The sequence below is a fragment of the Muriicola sp. SD30 genome (genome assembly GCF_041205185.1).
GTDB lineage: Bacteria > Bacteroidota > Bacteroidia > Flavobacteriales > Flavobacteriaceae > Muriicola.
On record NZ_JBGEWB010000001.1, the window covers coordinates 645506 to 666166 of the forward strand.

20 protein-coding genes are annotated in these 20661 nt (G+C 40.7%); 9 read left to right on the plus strand and 11 right to left on the minus strand.

The window, feature by feature from the left end; all coding sequences use genetic code 11:
* Positions 1-35 precede the first annotated feature (35 nt).
* A complete protein-coding gene (locus AB8P51_RS02850) occupies positions 36-401 on the plus strand; it encodes a hypothetical protein (protein ID WP_369747251.1) in 366 nt (121 codons plus the stop codon).
* A gap of 28 nt (positions 402-429) precedes the next feature.
* Here the strand turns inward: AB8P51_RS02850 and AB8P51_RS02855 are convergent, their stop codons facing one another.
* The 6 genes from AB8P51_RS02855 to AB8P51_RS02880 form a co-directional block, all read right to left on the minus strand.
* On the minus strand, positions 430-1077 hold the full coding sequence (locus AB8P51_RS02855) for an MOSC domain-containing protein (protein ID WP_369747252.1): 648 nt from the start codon (positions 1075-1077) through the stop codon (positions 430-432).
* 83 nt (positions 1078-1160) lie between these two features.
* A complete protein-coding gene (locus AB8P51_RS02860) occupies positions 1161-1634 on the minus strand; it encodes a hypothetical protein (RefSeq protein WP_369747253.1) in 474 nt (157 codons plus the stop codon).
* 259 nt (positions 1635-1893) lie between these two features.
* Positions 1894-3027, minus strand: coding sequence for a helix-turn-helix domain-containing protein (locus AB8P51_RS02865; protein ID WP_369747254.1), 1134 nt, complete (start codon positions 3025-3027; stop codon positions 1894-1896).
* 193 nt (positions 3028-3220) lie between these two features.
* The gene (locus tag AB8P51_RS02870) at positions 3221-3454 is read right to left on the minus strand and encodes a hypothetical protein (RefSeq protein WP_369747255.1); all 234 of its coding nucleotides are present in this window, start codon (positions 3452-3454) and stop codon (positions 3221-3223) included.
* 167 nt (positions 3455-3621) lie between these two features.
* Positions 3622-4746, minus strand: a complete 1125-nt coding sequence (locus AB8P51_RS02875) for a helix-turn-helix domain-containing protein (protein ID WP_369747256.1) — start codon at positions 4744-4746, stop codon at positions 3622-3624.
* A 119-nt stretch (positions 4747-4865) separates the two neighbouring features.
* Positions 4866-5216 (minus strand): DUF6249 domain-containing protein, encoded by a 351-nt coding sequence (locus AB8P51_RS02880; protein WP_369747257.1) that lies wholly within the window; start codon positions 5214-5216, stop codon positions 4866-4868.
* Between the two features lie 118 nt (positions 5217-5334).
* On the opposite strand from AB8P51_RS02880, the gene AB8P51_RS02885 reads away from it, so the two are divergent.
* Complete coding sequence (locus AB8P51_RS02885) at positions 5335-5913, plus strand: RNA polymerase sigma factor (protein WP_369747258.1); 579 nt, start codon at positions 5335-5337, stop codon at positions 5911-5913.
* 1 nt (position 5914) lies between these two features.
* Positions 5915-6328 carry a hypothetical protein gene (locus tag AB8P51_RS02890; RefSeq protein ID WP_369747259.1) on the plus strand — a complete coding sequence of 138 codons (414 nt, stop codon included), beginning with the start codon at positions 5915-5917 and terminating at the stop codon, positions 6326-6328.
* Between the two features lie 28 nt (positions 6329-6356).
* On the opposite strand, the gene AB8P51_RS02895 is transcribed toward AB8P51_RS02890, so the two are convergent.
* Together AB8P51_RS02895 and htpG are read right to left on the minus strand one after the other, a co-directional pair.
* On the minus strand, positions 6357-6710 hold the full coding sequence (locus AB8P51_RS02895; protein WP_369747260.1) for a DoxX family protein: 354 nt from the start codon (positions 6708-6710) through the stop codon (positions 6357-6359).
* Positions 6711-6768: 58 nt separating this feature from the next.
* Positions 6769-8655 (minus strand): molecular chaperone HtpG, encoded by a 1887-nt coding sequence (htpG, locus tag AB8P51_RS02900; RefSeq protein WP_369747261.1) that lies wholly within the window; start codon positions 8653-8655, stop codon positions 6769-6771.
* Between the two features lie 361 nt (positions 8656-9016).
* On the opposite strand from htpG, the gene AB8P51_RS02905 reads away from it, so the two are divergent.
* Together AB8P51_RS02905 and AB8P51_RS02910 are read left to right on the plus strand one after the other, a co-directional pair.
* Positions 9017-9679 (plus strand): TetR/AcrR family transcriptional regulator, encoded by a 663-nt coding sequence (locus AB8P51_RS02905; RefSeq protein WP_369747262.1) that lies wholly within the window; start codon positions 9017-9019, stop codon positions 9677-9679.
* Positions 9680-9703: 24 nt separating this feature from the next.
* Positions 9704-11011, plus strand: a complete 1308-nt coding sequence (locus tag AB8P51_RS02910; protein ID WP_369747263.1) for an ABC1 kinase family protein — start codon at positions 9704-9706, stop codon at positions 11009-11011.
* A 7-nt stretch (positions 11012-11018) separates the two neighbouring features.
* On the opposite strand, the gene AB8P51_RS02915 is transcribed toward AB8P51_RS02910, so the two are convergent.
* Positions 11019-13478 (minus strand): alpha/beta hydrolase family protein, encoded by a 2460-nt coding sequence (locus AB8P51_RS02915; RefSeq protein ID WP_369747264.1) that lies wholly within the window; start codon positions 13476-13478, stop codon positions 11019-11021.
* A 205-nt stretch (positions 13479-13683) separates the two neighbouring features.
* Here AB8P51_RS02915 and AB8P51_RS02920 point away from each other — a divergent pair, with 205 nt between their 5' ends.
* Positions 13684-14691, plus strand: coding sequence for a 3-oxoacyl-ACP synthase III family protein (locus AB8P51_RS02920; protein ID WP_369747265.1), 1008 nt, complete (start codon positions 13684-13686; stop codon positions 14689-14691).
* A 19-nt stretch (positions 14692-14710) separates the two neighbouring features.
* Positions 14711-15259 carry a pyridoxamine 5'-phosphate oxidase family protein gene (locus tag AB8P51_RS02925; protein WP_369747266.1) on the plus strand — a complete coding sequence of 183 codons (549 nt, stop codon included), beginning with the start codon at positions 14711-14713 and terminating at the stop codon, positions 15257-15259.
* A 90-nt stretch (positions 15260-15349) separates the two neighbouring features.
* Here AB8P51_RS02925 and AB8P51_RS02930 read toward each other — a convergent pair whose 3' ends face one another.
* A complete protein-coding gene (locus AB8P51_RS02930) occupies positions 15350-17797 on the minus strand; it encodes an outer membrane beta-barrel protein (protein WP_369747267.1) in 2448 nt (815 codons plus the stop codon).
* 317 nt (positions 17798-18114) lie between these two features.
* Here AB8P51_RS02930 and AB8P51_RS02935 point away from each other — a divergent pair, with 317 nt between their 5' ends.
* Positions 18115-18477 (plus strand): CoA-binding protein, encoded by a 363-nt coding sequence (locus AB8P51_RS02935; protein ID WP_369747268.1) that lies wholly within the window; start codon positions 18115-18117, stop codon positions 18475-18477.
* A 2-nt stretch (positions 18478-18479) separates the two neighbouring features.
* Here AB8P51_RS02935 and AB8P51_RS02940 read toward each other — a convergent pair whose 3' ends face one another.
* The gene (locus tag AB8P51_RS02940) at positions 18480-19940 is read right to left on the minus strand and encodes a sodium:solute symporter (protein ID WP_369747269.1); all 1461 of its coding nucleotides are present in this window, start codon (positions 19938-19940) and stop codon (positions 18480-18482) included.
* A 58-nt stretch (positions 19941-19998) separates the two neighbouring features.
* On the opposite strand from AB8P51_RS02940, the gene recR reads away from it, so the two are divergent.
* Complete coding sequence (gene recR, locus AB8P51_RS02945; RefSeq protein WP_369747270.1) at positions 19999-20622, plus strand: recombination mediator RecR; 624 nt, start codon at positions 19999-20001, stop codon at positions 20620-20622.
* Positions 20623-20661: the final 39 nt, after the last annotated feature.

Below are 20661 nucleotides of genomic sequence, written 5' to 3' on the forward strand. Positions count from 1 at the left end.
CAGTGAGATTAATTAATAAACTAAAAAAAGAAATTATGAAAACATTAAAAAGTATTTCCGCAATTGCCTTGTTATTTGCAACGGCCAGTACCTATGCCAACAATTTCACTCCTGCAACATCAGTTGAGGGAAGTGGAGTGGTTATATCCTCTTTAGAGAAGAATGAACCTTATTTCAGAAAAGCAGGAGACAAATTGTACCTGAACTTTTTCAACAAGGAAATGAGTGATATCCAAATAAGGGTAGTAGATAGTGAAAACAGAATTGTTTACAGCGAGACCTTAAAATCCAGGTTGGTTGTTGAAAAAGCATTCAATTTTGAAAATGCCGAAAAAGACAGCTATAAAGTGGTTCTTAAAGACGGAAAAGATACGTATGCTGAGTATTACGTAGTGAAGTAAGTTTAGTTTAATTCAGCGAAGAAGGGGCCTATACAGGCCTCTTTTTTTGTTTTCTAGATAACTTTTTACGTGTTCGTTCAGGAAGGTATTCGCAACTGAGTCCTATGTTGAGAATGTCCTGCCTGGGTTCTTTGGCATAGAGCAGGGTATACAAATCGGCAATACTGATTGAGTTACTTACCTCTTCAATTATGGAGAATCTGTCGCCTTTTTTCACCTCTCCTTCTTTTAAGACCCTGACATAGGTGCCCGGATGGCCATGAGCGATAAACAGGTCTATTATTTTTTGATCGTTAAAACGTATTCCAAGTTTATAACAGGGTTCCCTGGGAATGGTGATCTGTACCACCGCATTTCCCAATTGGTATTTAGAGCCTATGTTGAGTTCTGATTCTGACATCCCCTCAAGGGTGATATTTTCTCCAAACATCCCCCAGTTCCAGGATAAGTGTGGATACAATTCTTGCCAATACTTGTAGTTATCTGAAGAAAATAGGTAGCAGGCTTTATAAATCCCTCCGTGATGTTTCCGATCTGAAACCGTATCGTTACTAACCTGAGAAGCTTCCAGCCAAATGGGACCCTCTACGGGATGTTTATAGATCCCGGTTTGTTCGTCCTTTTGTTGCCAGTGTATAGTTGTAGGAGTACCAATATTGGTCGCGATGACTTTCATACCTTAAAGATAGGAAACCATGATGCAGCATCAGAATCAACCAAGCAAATAATATTGATTATAAAACAGTGAAAAAGAAAAAATCAGTTGTCTCCTGGGGAGTTCCTGTTGATAGTTTCCTGAATTCTTTCTTTAACGAAGATTTCTTCCCCTTTGAATTCGGTAAGCTGGAAAAAGAGAATGTCATCACCAATATTTTCCATATCGTAAATGCCGTAGTTATTCTCGTGCAGTAAAAATTCAGAATCTCCTTTTTCCAAATGCATCAATACTATTTTTCCATCAGAAAATCTCGAGATCACCATGCCTTCAGAACCGGCTACCCAGTAGTAGTCGAATTCAATTTTTCGAAATGGAAGACGTTCCTTGGGCAATAAGACTACCTCCCAAATCCGGAGATATTCATTTTCAAAGAGAACCCGTTGCCCGAGATCAGTGCTAAATTCTTTTCGTTTTAATTCCTCGATATGTGCAGGATTCCACGTATTGAAGTTACCGGCATCATTGATCGCAACATACTTGAGGATTTTAGCCTTTTGATTTTCTTTTGTAGTCATAGCACTTTTAATTGAAACTGTTTTTAAGATATGGGATATCTGTTATTCCCTTTCTCAATACTTTGCTAACTCTAAGTTTTGTTAAATATTTCTCGGGAGCAAGTCAAAACCACAGGGAAGGTGTATGGATTTCAGAAATCCGTACAAATAAGGCATTTTATCGTATTAATTAGTCTGAAATCAGGAATCAGTACACCCGGATTTCGCTTTTTCCCAGCTTGATATCCAACGGTTTAATAGAATGCATTGAAGAGCTTTATTAACCTGAGATACTCTCTTTGTAGTTTTTTGGGGTTGTTCCGGTGACACGCTTAAAGGCTGCGTAAAAAGCACTTTTACTATGAAATCCAACTTCTTTTCCTACCCCTTCAATACTGAGATAATCCGTAGATCTTTTTGAAAGAAGGTATTCTGCTTTCTTTATGCGAAGGTAATTTACGTACGTATTAAAATTTTGTTTGAAGATAGTATTGATACTTGCTGAAATTTTTTTTGGATGTATTTTCAACTGATCTGCGAGGTCAATAATAGTGAGTTCACTCATTAAAAAAACTTCGGTATCCTTCATGTATGTGTCGATCTTCGCCATGACGGATTTTAAATTGTCATCATCCTCCTTTTCCATCACCCTATTTTTATTTTCTAAGAAAATAGTTGCTGGGAAATTTTTTTTATCATTTATAAGAGATAGGACATTTTGTTGAATGATCCCATTGACACTTAGCCAGTATATAGCAATCAGGTCGAAAATGGAAAACATAATTTTGAAATAGTAATTTTCCGGCGATACATAAAATAGAATATGCACCAAAACAGAAGTAATAAGTAGGTAAATCAGAAAAATTCGTGCCCACCCCAACACCTTGTTTTCCAGATCTGAAAACGTATTTTCAACTTCCTTTCGGTGCTGATTGATCAACCTTAAATTCCAGATTCCAATCACCCATGAATAAAAAATACCCAGGATTGTAAACAAGAATTCATGCCAGAAACTCTGGGCTATTTCCAATTTGGTATCATACGGGAGAAAATAGATAATAGCCTGTAAAACAAAGGAGATAATTCCCGGATACAACACCCAGTATTTTATTTTCTGATCCGAGAATATGGATATCTTCTGGGTGTAGACAAAAAAGATGGGAAAAAGAAGCCAGGAAAAATCGAAGGGTAAAAGAAATAATTCAGGATGCTCTTGATCAATATTTAATCCAGCAGGGATAAACACCAATAATTTTAATGAAAACAGCACTAAAAAAATACCGAGTAAATACGTATTTCTGAAATGTCTGTAATTCAATAGCAGGAGCAGAATTCCGAATGAGATTCCTTGTATAAGACCCAGGACATCCATCAGTGATTGAAGGTTGTAGCTAATATCAATAATTGCTTTCAATAGGTCTGCCTGGAATTTAAGGAGTCAATTTAGAAAGGAATACTTTAAATAAAAAGTTTCTTTGAAATAATATTAAAGAAATAAGTAAGAATATTCAGAAAATGTAGGGAAGTAGCCGGCTACAGCAGGCATTTTTATAAGATGTTCGTCGTAGGGGAGCTGTCTTTATGAAGACGATAAGATAAAACTCGATCTAAATTTCCTGATTGGGATCGGTATCCCCGGAATCATCAAAATTGTGATTTCGAATTAAAAAGTAGACGGCATATCCTGTGAGGATGATTAAAAAAGGAAGCAGGAGAAGATCCAGGCGAATGTAAGTATTGGGCAACGTTTGTTCTGCGGCTTGTGCATCCATTTCCCAGGCGGCAAATACAAACCATAGGAATAAAATAAATAGAATTAAACTCTTGCTTTTTGGGTACATCCTTCCCTTTTTTTCTAAAAGTGCATATAAATTATGTGGTTTCTAAATTTACGGACCAGATTTTAGTTCTGATTTCTGAATTTAGAACTGTTATTTTAAGGTTTAAAGGAATTTGAGTGTGTCAGTGAATTATGTACCTGGATTTTAAGGAAAGTTTACAGTCCTTTTCAGGTTCCTGTATTTTTAAATTGAGTTGGAGTGGAACCGGTGAATTTTTTAAATGCGGAATAAAAGGCACTCTTGCTTTTAAAACCCACCTCTATACCAATACCTTCCATGCTCCAGTTGAGTTTATCCCCCTTATCAAGTAAGACTAACGCTTTCTCAATGCGATATTGATTAATAAATGAATTAAAATTAAGTTTTTCTATAGTATTAATCGCCTCTGAAACACGTTTGGGATGTTCGCCTATTCCATCAGCAAGGTCCATAATTGTCATATCGGGATTCATATATATTTCCGAATCATTCATGTATCTGGCTATAGCCAGCATGACTTCCTCCAGTCTTTCAGGGATTAAATCAGGGGTATATTTCTTTTCAGCAGACGAATCTTCTGAATTCTTCCCGGGCTGAATATTTGTGATCAGGGAGCGTACATTTCGCTGAGTGATTCCGAAGTATGAGACCCAGTAGATAGCGATCAGATCCATAACAGAAAAAATGGTGTTGTCTTCTACAATTGTTGGGAATCCGTAGGCGATAATATGCCCGAATACGGAAGTGATCAATAGGTAAATCAGGAAGTAACGAGCCCATATCAACTCCTTGAAAGAGATATATGAATATGTATTAAGGACTTCAACCCGATGCTTGTAAAGTAGGCGTAAATTCCAGATCCCTACAATCCACGAATAGTAGTTGCCCAACACCCAGAAAATAACCGTATGCCATAAACTGTCCCTAATTTCACCCTTGGTTTCGAAAGGGAGCCAGAAAATAACTATTTGAGCTAGAACTGTAATAATACCCGGAAAGAGCAGCCAGTATTTGATCTTTTTATTTGAAAAGACAGAAACCTGCTGCGTATAGATATAAAATAATGGAAATAGAATCCATGAAAAATTAAAAGGCAGGAGAAATAAATCGGGATATATGTCTGAGATTTTGCTATTTACTGAAATCCAGGTAGCTAATTCTAAAGCATACAAAAGCAGGAAAAGTCCCAGAAAAAAGGTATTTCTGAATTTACGCAGGCCCATGACCATGAGTAAAATCCCTATACTTACCCCCTGAACCAGCCCTATAGCATCTAAAAGGACTTGAAAATTAATATTTAGATTGTCTATCATAAAGAAAGGATAGGCATTTGATCTGTTATTCACAGAATGCCGTAAAGGGAAGGAAAAAAACAAAAAAAACCAAGGATAGAACCCTGGTTTTTCAATATAAAATTAGTGCTGTATTCTGGTTACTCTTCTTTGTCGAGTTTCTTGGTAAGGGTAAAGCCGATATACAAGCCTAAGCCCGCCATTAAGAAGATCGTGCCCGGATAAGCAACATCCTCGTCTAATCCCATTTCCACCATCAATGAGGCGATAAAGATGGCCAGTCCGATACCCATCAACAACAGTGAAATATTTAATAAAAGTATTTTCCAGAAAGGGGCGGTCGCTTCCCTCTTTCCTTTGACAAAAATACTCGCTTCTGCGCCTTTTTCGATCAGGGCTAGTCTTTCCTTGTTTCGGGTTGTTAAATAAAGATAGCTGATGCCAAAGACCATCAGGAAAATGCTGATAAAAATTATTACTTCTCCTCCCATGTTAATTGTGATTTGTTAAACATTGTTTTTAGGTAAGACGGACTATTTCTTGGCCGGGTTACGAAAAAGACGTATTTTTTTTAGTCTGATGTAACCACCAACCCTTGCAGGCCGTCTAATGGAACATAGGCTATTACCGGAGGATAAGGAATTAATAAGCCGATCGCTCGCTGGCGACCATGTGGCCTACGGTGTGCTGGTAGACAGGTATAAGTATCTGATTTTTACCCTGGCTTGCAGACTCCTTAAAAACAAAGAAGATGCAGAGGAAATAGCTCAGGATACTTTTGTTAAGGCCTTTGAGGCCCTGGAAACCTATAAGGGAGATGCAAAATTCTCCAGTTGGTTGTATAGAATAGCATATCGCAAAAGCCTCGACAGGATTAAACAAAACAAGCGACAGCCTTTATTAAACTCTATTGACGATGATGGGGTGAGGGAATTAAAGGCTTCAGGGAGTATCCTGGAGGCAATAGACAGGAAAGAACGCAAGGAGTTGTTAAAAGCGACCATAAACCGACTGCCTGAAATTGACGCTGCTTTGGTCACACTGTATTATTACGAGCAGCTGACGATTCGTGAAATTTCCGAGATCATGGATATGAGTCAAAATGCCATAAAAGTGAGATTATTTCGAAGTCGGAAACAATTGGAAGACCTTCTGGTAGGTGATATTAAAACAATTAATAGCAACTGAAATGCACAACAAGGAAAAACAGATTGACGAACGGCTGAGGGAATTATTCTCAGAGTTACCCTTGGAGCAACCCTCAGATGGATTTACCGGGGGAGTATTGAAACAACTTGAGACTTCACCTTCTCAGGTCGGTCCGAATTACGCGCCTTTGTTTTCGAGGACGGGTTGGATTTTGGTTATATCCCTTGTTGTTACATTGCTTGTTTCAGGATACCTTTCAGAAGGATCGGGTTCATATATGCCCGAATCAGTTGTTTCAGAATTCATGGAGGTATTCACCTTAGCAGAGTCATATCTGCCACAAATTGGCAATTCGGAGATCCTGGTGTACTCTTTCTTAGCCCTGATCTTATGTTTTACGTTTCAGGTACTATGGTTTAAAAACAGCTGGTTTAAAAGAAGGATGGCAATCTAAAAAGTCCTTACATAAAGAGATTCCGGAACTAGAGGTACCAAAATGCCCAATACATGAGTCCAAACTGTAGTGGAATCCTAAGGAGGAGTATCCACCTGGGAATACCTGCACCTTCTTTTTCCCCTCTCAGCATATAAAAATGTACAAGTAGGAAGACAATCAGCATGAGGATAATTCCTGCAATGGCGAGTGCTTTTGTCTCCGGGATGCAAAGAGTAATGGCCAGGGCGATTTCCGCTGCACCGCTGAGGTAAACCAATTCCCTGTGGTAGGGCAGGTAAGACGGCATGATCCGCATATAAGCCTTTGGTTTTACAAAATGCATAAGTCCGGCCACAAAATACATAGCGGCCATTGCGTAGAGGTGCCAGGGTTCGTCCATACTGTAAAAATAAAAAGACCGCTGATTAAAGCGGTCTTTTTTATTTAATAGCTGTCAATTATTTTACCATTTCATAGCTGCGTTTGATGAAATTGGTGAGGGCTTCCCCTTTCAGCAATCCTTTGGATAGTCTCGCCAGATCAAGGGACTGATTGATAAGTCGGGCCCTTTTCTTGGCTGTTTTCGTATTTAAAATCTCTGAAACCAGTTCGTGATTGGTATTTACGACCAGATTGAACATATCGGGCATATTTCCCATTCCGAACATTCCGCCTCCTCCTGTTTGCTGCATTTCCTTCATACGGCGCATAAATTCGGGTTCCGTGATGATGAAAGGCGCGGCCTTACTGTCCATGGTCTCGAGTTGAACGGTATATCCTTTTTCCCCGAGTACTTCTTCTATCTGCGTTTTTAGTTTTTCCTTTTCCTCCTCTGAGAGTTTACTGATTTTGGTATCTTCTTTTTTGATCAGATTATCGAGGTGGTCTGCATCCACTCTGGCAAAGGAGAGGTTTTCTTTAGAGGTCTCCAGTTTTTGAAGCAGATGTCCAACGATTGGGGAATCGAGCAGGAGAACTTCGTATCCCTGTTCCCTGGCAGCTTCTATATAGCTGTGCTGAGCTTCTTTGTCGGAAGCGTAAAGCACTACTAGTTTACCATCCTTGTCGGTATGTGCCGGAGAAAGTTTCTCTTTTAGTTCTTCAAAAGTGTAATATGAGCCGTCAACAGTTGGGTATAAGGCAAAAGCATCGGCTTTTTCAAAGAATTTCTCTTCTGAAAGCATTCCGTATTCAATGACAATCTTGATATCATTCCATTTGGCCTCAAAGTCCTCCCGGCTATCTTTAAACAGGGAATTGAGCTTGTCTGCTACTTTCCTTGAGATATAGGAAGCTATCTTTTTAACGGCGCCATCGGCTTGCAGATAGGAACGCGAGACGTTCAGAGGAATATCAGGGGAATCGATTACCCCTCGTAGCATAGTGAGAAATTCAGGGACTATTCCTTCAACATTATCCGTTACAAAGACCTGATTCTGATATAATTGAATACGATCTTTCTGAATATTAAGATCATTGGTCAGTTTTGGGAAGTAAAGGATTCCTGTCAGGTTAAAAGGATAATCCACATTGAGGTGAATGTTGAACAAGGGTTCCTCAAACTGCATGGGATAAAGTTCCCGGTAGAATGATTTGTAGTCTTCATCTTTCAGGTCTGCCGGTTTTTTAGTCCAGGCAGGGTTGGGATTATTTATTATATCATCTACTTCCCGGGTAGGTGCTTCATCTTCTTCTTTTGCCCCTTCGGGTTTTGGCAATGTCTCGGTACGAGTGCCAAATTTGATAGGGATTGGCATGAATTTGTTGTACTTGGTCAACAATTCCCTGATACGTGCCTCTTCCAGAAATTCTTCGGAGTCATCAGCAAGATGAAGGATAATTTCGGTTCCTCTAGAATCCTTTTTCCCTTTTTTAAGGGTAAATTCAGGGGTTCCATCACAGCTCCAATGTGCAGCGGGTTCGTCCTTATAACTCTTTGTCAGGATTTCCACCTTTTTGGCGACCATAAAGGAGGAGTAAAATCCAAGTCCGAAATGCCCTATAATGCCTGCATCTTTATCGGCATCTTTGTATTTATCTAAAAACTCCTCGGCGCCGGAGAAGGCAACCTCATTGATATACTTTTTTACTTCTTCCTGGGTCATTCCTATCCCCTGATCAATAATGTGAAGCTTTTTTGCTTTTTTATCGATTTTCACTTCGATCATCGGATTACCGTACTCCACCTTGGCTTCTCCTATGGATGTGAGATGTTTAAGTTTTAGGGTTGCATCCGTTGCATTTGATATCAGTTCTCTAAGGAAGATCTCATGATCACTGTAAAGGAACTTTTTAATAAGTGGAAAAATATTCTCTACAGAAACATTGATTTTACCTGTTGCCATCTTTATTGATTTTTAATTCCCGTTGCAAAGAACAAAAAAAGTACCATTGCCGCCAGAGGTGACAAACTGACATTTAATTCTTTCTTTTCCATCGTTGCTAAAACTTTAACAAATATTTTTGTTTAAAAAATATGAATATAAGATAAACATTATTTATATTTGACTATGATTACATGGAAATCGTTGCTATGAAAAAGTAAAATTGATTTTAGTAATCAGTTTGTTTATTAATTGGTTAGGTTGTTAGAAAGCGTGTCTTTTCAAAAAGGCACGCTTTCTTAGTTATTTACAATATTCTTAAATTCTTAACAATATTAATGTTTAAAAAAGAGTAAATTTGCTTTAACAAAATAATCGATATATGCCTTCAAAAAAATCGAATAAATCCGACACTCGTAAAAAGGTCGTTTCAGCCTATATGACATATGTGCTGGAACAAGAGAAAAGGCCGGCCTCCGTCTATAAGTTTTGTAAGTCGATCGAAGTAAGTGAAGAATCGTTCTACGAGCACTTCGGCTCTTTAAAAAACCTTCAGATGGGCATCTGGAATACTTTTTATGACAACACTATGGAGGTGTTGAATAAGAATAAAGAATTTGAACAGTACAGCAACAAGGACAAAATGCTGTCTTTTTTCTTTACCATTTTTGAAGTATTCACCCTCAACAGGAGTTATATACTGTTTTCTTTGAATGAGAATGGATTTATGCTCAGGAATATGGAACAATTGAAAGGCTTGAGAACCAGAATAAAGGAATTTGCAAAAGACCTGATCGAAGACGGAAATGCAGAAAAATCCTCTAAATTTTCCAGGCATAATCCTGCCTTGTTCTCCGAAGGTGCATGGCTGCAGTTTTTATTCCTTCTGAAATTCTGGAGTGAGGATTCCTCCCCGGGCTTTGAGAAAACCGATGTTGCCATTGAAAAGTCGGTTCAAACAGTATTTGATGTTTTTGACAACACCCCTTTGGATAGTATAGTCGACTTTGGAAAATTCCTCTACAAAGAAAATATGACCCACTAGGCTTCTAGCCTTTAAAACCCCATTATGAAAACACTTGACAAAATTCCTACGGGAAAAATAGAAAGAGCCGGCAAACTGGTTAAAACCGGGGTAAAAGTAGGGGGCAACTACGTAAAATACTACAGTAAAAAATTAGTTCATGGGGATGTATCAAAGGAGGAACTCAATGAGGATAATGCCTCTGATATATACGATGGTTTAAAAAGCCTGAAGGGGAGCGCATTAAAAGTTGCGCAAATGCTCAGTATGGAGAAAAATCTCCTTCCCAGAGCTTATGTGGAGCGATTTTCATTGTCACAGTTTTCCGTGCCCCCCTTATCTGCCCCCCTGGTAAGAAAAACATTTAAGAAGTATCTGGGGAATTACCCCGAAGAAATATTTGATTCCTTTGAGCCTGAATCTATCAATGCCGCCAGCATAGGGCAGGTTCACAGGGCAGTAAAGGATGGAACACAATTGGCTGTAAAGATTCAATACCCCGGAGTTGCCCAAAGTATCTCATCAGACCTTGCCCTGGTAAAGCCCATAGCAACACGTATGTTCAACCTGCAGGGTAAAGATTCCGAAAAATACTTCAGGGAAGTTGAAGATAAATTACTGGAAGAGACCAATTATGTACTTGAACTAAGTCAGAGTAAGGAAATATCAAAGGCCTGCCATCACCTTCCTAACCTGGATTTCCCCCAGTATTACGAAAGTTTATCAAGTGAAAGAATCCTTACCATGGATTGGATGGAGGGAACTCATATCAGTGATTTTGCTAAAACCTCTTTCTCTGAGAAAACCGGAAATGAATTAGGGCAAACTTTATGGGATTTTTACATGTACCAGATGCACGGACTGAGGAAAGTCCATGCCGATCCCCATCCCGGGAATTTTCTGGTCAGTGAGGATCATCGCCTGATAGCTATTGATTTTGGCTGTATCAAAGAGGTTCCGGACGAGTTTTATATTCCCTATTTTGAACTTGCACAACGGGAAGTCATTGAAGATGACCAACTTTTTGAGCAAAAACTCGAAGCCCTGGAAATCCTCACCCCTGCTGATAGCCCGGAAGAAAGAAAATTTTTTAAGGCCCTTTTTAAAGAATTACTGACCCTTTTCACAATGCCCTTCCACGAAGACTATTTCGATTTTGGATCAGATGAATTCTGGGAACGCATTGCAGACCTTAGTCAGCGCTACTCCAAAGACGAACACCTCCGTAAGATGAACGGCAACAGGGGGTCGAGACATTTTCTCTATATAAACAGGACCTTTTTTGGCCTTTACAACCTCTTACATGACCTCAGGGCCAGGGTAGAGGTAAATAACTACAAGAGATATATCTAATCAGAAATCACTTGGTCCCAGTCTCACTATCGGTTTTACGATTCTTTACGTATTTTTCTAACCACTGATCCTGTTCCCACAAAAGATGCATAATACTTTCCTTCGCCCTGTAGCCGTGACTTTCCTTAGGCAACATCACAAGACGTACAGTAGCACCAAGCCCCTTTAGTGCATTAAAATAGCGCTCACTCTGCATGGGATAGGTTCCCGAATTGTTGTCTGCCACTCCGTGAACCATCAGCAGGGGAGTTTTCATTTTATCGGCATGCATAAACGGGGACATCGTATAATATACTTCGGGTGCTTCCCAATAATTGCGTTCTTCACTTTGAAAGCCAAAGGGAGTAAGTGTTCTGTTGTATGCCCCGCTTCGCGCTATCCCGGCAGCAAACAGATCTGAATGCGAAAGCAGGTTGGCCACCATAAATGCGCCATAACTATGGCCGCCAACAGCTACCCTGTTCGGGTCTATATACCCCATGGCGTCAACCGCATCTATAGCTGCTTTGGCGTTTGCTACTAATTGCGTTCTGAAAGAATCGTTAGGCTGCTCATCTCCTTCTCCAATAATGGGGAAGGCTGCATCATCGAGGACAACATAGCCTTTGGTGACCCAATAGACCGGAGAACCCCAATAGGGATAGGTAAATTCATTTGGGTTCTGGGTATTTTGAGAAGCACTGTTTCTGTCTTTGTATTCCCGTGGGTAAGCCCAGAGAATCATGGGCATCTTCTCACCCGAATCCTTTTTGTATCCAACCGGCAAATACAGTGTTCCGCTGAGTTCCAGCCCATCTTCCCGCGTATACGTGATCACTTCCTTATGCACGTCCTGTATGCTCTTGAAGGGGTTTTCAAAGAAAGTAAGCTGAGTAGGTGCCTTTTTTTTCTTCAGGTGTTTGTAATAGTAGTTTGGATATATGTTTTTTGATTCAATCCTGACAAGCAATTCATCTTCCGCTACATTGTAATCTAGAATATCTTCTTTCTTATCTTCAAGCCTTGATTCATAGCGCCTCTCCTTCTTCAGGGTGTTCAAATTGATCTGATCTACGAAAGGAAACTGCCCTTTGTCGGTATAACCATCTCCCAGCAGAAAAGCATTGTTTTCAGAGTCGAGGCTCAATACCATATTCCCGTTTTTGTTTCGTTTCATAACAAATGAGCCGGGATCACTGTAGACGTCCTGATAATTCCTGTCGACCATGATGGTTGGTTCCTCTTTCGGATCGGAAGGGTTAAAGACATACAATTTGGTATTTCTGGTATTCCACCAATAATCTCTTGCTACGGCAATTTCATCATTACCCCAGCTTATGTAATTAAACCTGTTAATAGTCTTTAAAACAAGAGAACCTTTTCCATTAAACGGGGCTTCCAACATATATACCGCATCCCTGAAAGGAACTTCAATTTCAGGGTCCCCTTCGTCCAGGGCTTCCACATAAATCAGGGTGGCATCCCTGTCTGCCCGCCAGCTAAGGTCGCGCATCCCTTTGCGTTCCGCCATAAATCCCTTTGGCAGATCTTCAATCAAGGGTACCTCAAGTAATGTATTTACGAGGTCCCCATCATTAGTATAGATAGTCGTTGTAGATGGAAAGCGATAATACGGAACGAGATAGGAAAAAGGTTGTTCCACAGTGACCACCATTACATATTCTCCATTGGGGGAAAAGCTGATATTGCGATACATAGCTGCAGGTTTCCAGAGCGACTTGCTGCCGTCCAGGGAAACTTTGTAAAGCTCAGATTGTGCCAGTTGCTGGAAGTTGAACTCGTCATTGGGATTTGTAAGCAAGTCCTGGTAGGTGCGATTCTGAGCCTTTTTTCCATCATTGGTTGAGATCGTCGGGCCTTCAGGGACCGCCTGGACCTGATCGATCAATTCCTTTCTTGAATCGGGCAGCATTTTAATTAAAAGCGATGAACTGTCTTTAAACCAATTGATTACATCACCGAGATTGGCATTCACTCTGGCCTCTGTTATCTTCTTAACCTCAGCTTTTGCGAGATCGAGCACCCAGACCTCCACACCCTGGGGGGTTGTATTAGTTACCGCAACCATCGACTCATCGGGGGAGAAACTGAAGTTGGCAAGCCTTGGATTTTCCGGTAAGCCCTCTACCTGCCTGGCATCTCTTTCGGAAGGCGATTTGACCATAATATTGTTGTAGTAATTGGTCCTGCTGCCAATATTGGTCACCGGGTTGATCCTCAATCCGGCCAGTCGCATTTCCGGCTCAGAAAGCTCTGCAATACTCTTGTAGGCATCCCTGTAAAGTAGCAGCATATGCTTGCCGTTATCTGTCATGCTCACCCTGGGCGCCAGGGGGGCATCCACCAGTTCCAGTATTTCCTGTGGGGGCTGCTGATAGGTCAATTTTTCCTGTAAGTGACCCACACTAGGTATTAAAAGTGTGAGAAAGAAAACAATAAAGCCTGAAGAAATTATCCTGAGTTTCATAATGTATGTTTTGTGGAAGGGTAAGTTAGCACAAAGAGAGGGATAATTGCAAGTTAAAAACATATCAAATGCTGTTAGTGGCAACCTACATTCATAATCTTTTTCACATTCTTTAGGCCAGATTTAGGAGAATCGGTATTTTAGGACATCTAAACTAAACTAAGGACAGGACTGCTGATCCTTGTCACTGCTAAACGCTTCCTATATGTACAATTCTAGAATATCGGGTCTGGGCTTCTATGTACCCGATCACGTAGTAACCAATGACGATCTTTCCAAGCTTATGGATACCAATGATGCCTGGATCCAGGAACGTACCGGAATAAAAGAAAGAAGGCATGTGATCAGGGGAAAGGATACCACTACTTCCATGGGCGTTAAAGCAGCCAAAATTGCTATTGAAAGAGCGGGAATCGATAAGGATGAAATCGATTTTATAGTTTTTGCAACTCTAAGTCCCGACTACTATTTTCCAGGACCTGGTGTGCTGGTGCAGCGCGACCTTGATATAAAAACAGTAGGGGCTTTGGATGTGAGAAATCAATGCTCCGGGTTTGTCTATGCTATTTCCGTTGCAGACCAATACATCAAAAGCGGGATGTATAAAAATATCCTGGTGATCGGTTCAGAATTGCATTCGGGTGGACTCGATTTTACTACCAGAGGCCGTGGTGTTTCTGTCATTTTTGGTGATGGTGCCGGTGCGGCAATTCTAACGAGGGAAGAGGACCCAAAAAAGGGTATTCTTTCTACTCACCTTCACTCTGAAGGACAACACGCCGAAGAGCTCTCATTACTAGCACCGGGAATTGGACATCGGTGGGTAACTGATATCCTGGAAGACAATGATCCTGATGATGTTTCTTATTATCCCTATATGAACGGACAGTTTGTCTTTAAAAATGCTGTTGTTCGCTTTTCAGAGGTGATCAAGGAAGGTTTAAAAAAGAATAATCTGAAGGTAGATGAAATAGATATGCTTATCCCTCACCAGGCCAATCTTCGTATCTCACAGTTTATCCAGAAGAAGTTCGGTCTCTCAGATGATCAGGTGTATAATAACATCATGAAATACGGTAATACAACAGCTGCATCTATTCCTATTGCGCTTACGGAGGCCTGGGAAAAAGGGAAGATCAAAGAAGGTGATCTTGTAGTTCTCGCAGCCTTTGGCAGTGGCTTTACATGGGGAAGTGTTATCATCAGATGGTAGTCTGAAATTCCATTAAGCCATGGGGAGACAATTTAAATCTATAAGCTCCGCTCAACGTGAATTTATCGCGTCACAGGCAGTATTCTTCGTGTCTACTGCACCCAGGGATGGTCATATCAATCTGTCCCCAAAGGGGATTGATACTTTCAGGATACTCAGTGAAAATAAAGTCGTATGGCTGAATCTCACGGGGAGTGGCAATGAAACTGCTGCGCATGTGATGGAATCAAATAGGATGACCATTATGTTTTGCGCTTTCCAGGGCGCGCCTAAAATTCTCCGCTTATACGGCAAAGCTTCAGTCTTTCATCCCGGGGATTCTCAGTTTGATAAGATGAAAGAATTATTTCCCGACATCCCCGGATCAAGACAAATCTTTGAAATGGACGTAGAACTTGTTCAGTCCTCCTGCGGGATGGGAGTGCCTTTAATGGAATGCAAAGGTCAGCGGGAGGAGTTGCTCGACTGGGCAAAAGATCTCGGAGAGCAGGGATTACAGGAATACAAAAAAAAGAAAAATACTTTTAGTTTAGACGGTAGACCAACTGGTTTGCCAGATCATAATTAAATAAGCCCGACAATAATGTCGGGCTTATCCTCAGATTCTGAAGTTGGGACGAATCAACCCGGCGCCCAACATACAGAATGTCAGGTTTCCTTAAAGAATTCCCCCACTGCCTTGTTTTGTATTGTTGTCTCTCTGCTTTCTTTTTGATGCGCTGTTTTTACCACTTCCAAAGCGGTAGGAAATTCCGGCATAAACATTCTGACTCTCCCAATTAAAAGCACCATTTTGTAGAAAAGGTCTTTCCCCGTCGAATGCAAAGCGCATAGTATTAAATATGTCATTGAAATTAAGGCTCAGCGTACCTTTCCCCTGGGCAAATCCGTATCGCGCTCCAAAATTCACAAAGTACATAGGTTTAACCGTGAACTGTATATTTTGGTTCTGGCCTCGATAAAATCCAAAAAGCTGGAGTGTGAGTTGTTTTGTAAGCGTAAAACTATTATTAAATCTCAGGTTCCAGGCCACATTTTCAACTTCCACATTTTCGGTGATAATATCATTGAGAGTGGCTTCGGAATTCGACTCCAGAAGACTTTCTGTTATACCGCGCTGTGTCTGTGAATACAAGTCAAAACTACCATTTATATTCCACCATTTTACCGGTTTATAATTTGAAGAAACTTCCAGGCCGTAGGCTGAAGTATTATCGAAATTATCGAAAGTGAGAATTAATTTGTTCAGATCGAGCCGGTCTACATAAACCGCCCTGTTTATTTCGTCTTTGATAGTCCTGTAAAAAATGCCTGAGGTAATACTGCCATTTTTTAATCTTCTGGTATAATTTAGTTCCAGGGAGGAAGTGAATTGTGGTACAAGACTTGGATTACCAAAAGAAGAAATTAAGGGAGTTGCCCATTCCCGGATGGGATTGACCTGTGTTAGTCCGGGTCGGTCTACCCGCCTGCTGCTGCTCAATTGAAGCTGATCTTTTTCATTAGGCGTATAAGTAAGGAATACTGAAGGGTAGAGCTGTGTATATTTATCCTCGAAGGCTCTTAAATTATTGGTGTCAGCCTTTACGGTTACATCCTCAACTCTGAGCCCTGCCTGATAAGACCATTTATTGTAATTCTGCCCAAAGGTGGCATAAGCTGAATAAATATCCATCCCGTATACAAAATCTGTTGAAGGGGTTGGTCTTAAATCCCCACTGGCATTGAAAGTAAGGCCTGTGGAGCTGTAATCTACCTGGGTTTCAAAATTACGGGATTCAAGGCCTGCTTCAATTTTAGTAATGGAATCAAGAGGATTTACGTAATCCAGGTTTACGATCGTTTGTGTTCTGCGGGTATCAACAAAGTCCATATAGTTTGGAATGGAAGAATTGCCACTGATTATAAAGTCTGATTCCTCATCATCCTCAAATCGATTGTGGTCGATTTCAAGCTCAATATTATGCCCTTCTTTTTCGAAATCAAGCTTGTAATCAAAATTGTATTGTTCACTTAGATTGTCGTTGTACGGGGCAAAGACCTGACTGTTATTTAGGTTTGGATTATCGTAGTAAATAACATTAGTGAGTCCTCTTCCTTGGCCGTTAAAGATATTCTGGTTAGTAAAAAATGACAGGGTGTTCTTCTCATTGAGATAGAAGTCTACTCCCACCTTAAACAAATACGACTTGTTGTTGTTAGTAAAATCAAAGAATTGTTCTGAATTTTCTACTACGCGGAAGACATGTCCGTCATTCACATACTTGGCAATGTTCGTACCGGCATTGGCATAAAGGTTAAACTTCCCATTTCGATAATTCAGGTCGAGAGAGGAATTAAATTTGGCCTCAATGCCTACAGTGAGGCCGGTGTTGAGATTGCCATTGAACCCGATATTCGCATTTTTATGAAGGATAATATTGATTATACCACTCATACCTTCAGGATTATACTTGGCTGATGGGTTGGTAATGAGTTCAATCGACTTGATAGAGGAGGATGGGATTTGTCTCAGGAGTTGTGCAACTGGAACATTAGACAATTTTCCGTCTACCATGACCCTTACATTCGAGTTTCCCCTGAGGCTCAGCTCACCCGTTTGCTGATCAATGTTTACAGAGGGGATATTATTCATAATATCGGAAGCCGTTGCACCGGCGGTAGTCAGGTCTTTTCCTACATTTACAACTTTTCTGTCAATTCGTTGCTCAATAGTAGTCCTGTCAGCTACAACTTCTACCTCAGAAAGGTTTTCTGCTTCTTCAGCAATGGCGATCGTTCCCAGTTCAAGCTTTCGGTGTCCTTTGTCTAAGATTATTTTCTGGATGTGAGTTTTATATCCGATGAACTGTACCTCTATGATGAATTCACCATCGGGTAATTTTTCAATTTGAAAAGTTCCGTCTTCGGATGTAATTCCCCCTTTTACTGTTGTATGATCAAGGGTTTTAACAATGATGGTGGCATAAGCAACTGGTTGTTGCAAGTCCTGATCCACTACTTTTCCCAGAATGGATCCTTCCTTTAAATCAGATAGATGGTTGTCACTATAGGCCAAATGGATTGTACAGACCATCACGGCCAGAAACACGCGTAATTTTCTCATGACTATTTTTTTGATTGATTGATTGATTGATTGATGATGATTACTTAAAAGACGCCAGTAATACAATAATGTTACCGGGAAAAAATGTTTTAACACTATTATTTTTAGCTTTGGATGATTATTGGTGATGAAATCGTCGGGATATGAAAAACAAAACCCCGGTTTGGACACCGGGGTTTCTATCATTGTTATGCTGCACTAAACACTAACCATTAACTTTAAAAATACAGCGTCGCAATGAATTTTGTTTATGTAAAAGACGAGAGCCTTATCGATACGTTACACTTCTTAACACACTTTAACACCAGGCCCATCAGATGAAGAAAACCTTGGTATTCGGCGCATCACTAAAACCATATCGCTACAGCCATGTAGCCATAAAAAGGCTGGTGGAGGCTTCGCAAGAAGTGCTGGGCTTTGGCTTAAGGGAAGGGACAGTAGCAGGGGTTCAAATCAGGACGTCTTGTGATGGTTTTAAGGAAGTAGACACCGTTACTCTTTATATGAACCCCAAAAGGCAGCGGCAGTTTTATCAGACTATTATCGACCTGAATCCCAGGCGTGTCATCTTTAATCCGGGAACAGAAAACCCGGAGTTTTACCAACTTCTCAGAGAAGCGGGTATAGAGGTGGAAGTAGCATGTACCCTTGTACTATTGTCCATGGGGCAATACAACTAAGGTTAGATTCGTTTGCGGATCAACCATAAACCTAGGAATGTAATAAGGCCGTTAAATGGAAGGAGTTCGTAACCAATTTCATATCCGCCAAGATACTCCGCTGGAAGGTAGGAAAGACCCATAACTATTAAGACGCAGGAAAGAGCAACAACCCAAACCAGTCTGTCCATAATTTGGTATTTTGTAAAAATGCCGAATGCAAACAGGCCCAGCAAAGGGCCGTAAGTAAAAGTGGCTACCGTGAGGAGTCCGTCTATAACATTCCGATCAAGTACATATTTAAAACTGATCACGACCAGAATTAAAAGCACACTCATTCCCACATGCACTTTTTTACGAAGTCGTTTTTGCTGGGAAACTTCCCTTTTCTCAATTCCCAGAAAATCTACACAAAAAGATGTGGTCAGAGAGGTTAGCGCACTATCGGCACTGCTATAGGCGGCAGCGATAAGTCCCAGAATAAAGGTGGTGGCTACCACCATCCCCAATCCGCTATTAAGGGCGATCTCGGGAAAAAGAAGGTCAGATTTTGGTTCTCCGTCCATCAGGGGAAGAGCAACATCAAATCGTTCAGCGTAAATAAATAGCAAGGCACCCAGGAGAAGAAAAACAAGGTTTACAACGATAAGGATCAGGCTAAAGGAAACCATATTTTTCTGTGCATCACCGAGATTTTTACAAGTGAGGTTTTTTTGCATCATATCCTGGTCCAGGCCTGTCATGCAAATAGTAATAAACATCCCACCGAGGAATGATTTTACAAAATGATTTTTCTGAAAGAAGTCGTCTGTAAAGAAAACCCTACTGTATTCTTTTAACTCCTCCGACTCTAAAAATTCAACAAAACCCCAGCCTAGTTTCTCATTGATGAAATAGATTGACAGGCCCACGGATAAGAGCATGAAAAGTGTTTGAAGGGTATCGGTCCAAACGATGGTCTTGATTCCACCCCGGAAGGTATAGATCCAGATTAATAAAATAGAAAGGACTACCGTAAGTTCAAAAGGTACATTCCAGGCGTCAAAGACAAATTGTTGTAATACAATAGCAACCAGAAAAAGTCGGAAGGAAGCACCCAACACCCTTGAGATAAAGAAAGAAATGGCACCAACCTTGTAGCTTACGATACCAAAACGACCTTGCAGATACTCGTAAATAGAGGTTACGTTGAGGCGATAGTAAATAGGCAGGAGGATATATGCAATGACAAAATAGCCCACCAGGTAACCAAAGACCACCTGCATATAGCTGAATTCTGATGACGCCACCCAGCCCGGAACCGAGATAAATGTAACGCCTGAGAGTGAAGCCCCTATCATGCCAAAGGCAACTACAAACCAGGGAGATTTCTTGCCGGCTTTGAAAAAATCGGCATTGGAATCATTGCGTCCGGTAAGGTAGGAAATCAGGATCAGGACCAGGAAATAAGCCCCGATCAGCAGCAGAATATAGGTGGCTGTCATTCAAATTAATTTCCCGTGCAAAGTACAAAAAGTAAAAATAGTACGTAATTTTGCCGGTATGGAATTTTCTTCTAAACTTCTTGAAAATGCCGTTTATGAAATGTCTCAATTGCCGGGTGTTGGAAAGCGTACGGCACTGCGACTGGTTTTGCACCTGTTGAAACAACCCAAGGGACAGACTGAGCGATTGGCCAAAGCCCTGGAAAACCTTCGGAAGGAAATTAATTTTTGTAGTAACTGCCATAATATATCCGATGTGGCTCTTTGCGAAATTTGCGCCAACCCAAAAAGAGATCAGAGTCTTGTTTGTGTAGTGGAAGATATCCGGGACGTGATGGCGATTGAAAATACGAGTCAGTATAACGGATTATACCACGTACTAGGAGGCAAGATCTCCCCTATGGAAGGAATAGGCCCCCAGGATCTTAGTATTCAATCCCTGGTAGAAAAAGTAAAAAGCGGAGTGGTGCGTGAGCTGGTTTTTGCCATGAGCTCAACGATGGAAGGAGACACCACTAACTTTTATATTTACAAACAAATACAGGACCAGGAGCTTACAACCTCCACCATCGCAAGGGGAATTGCCGTAGGAGATGAATTAGAATTTGCTGATGAAATTACTCTGGGCAGAAGTATTGTGCAACGAATCCCATTCGAAACTTCCTTGAAGGCGAATGGCTAAGGAATATCGAAAACTTAATAAATAGAGCAAAATTTTAGT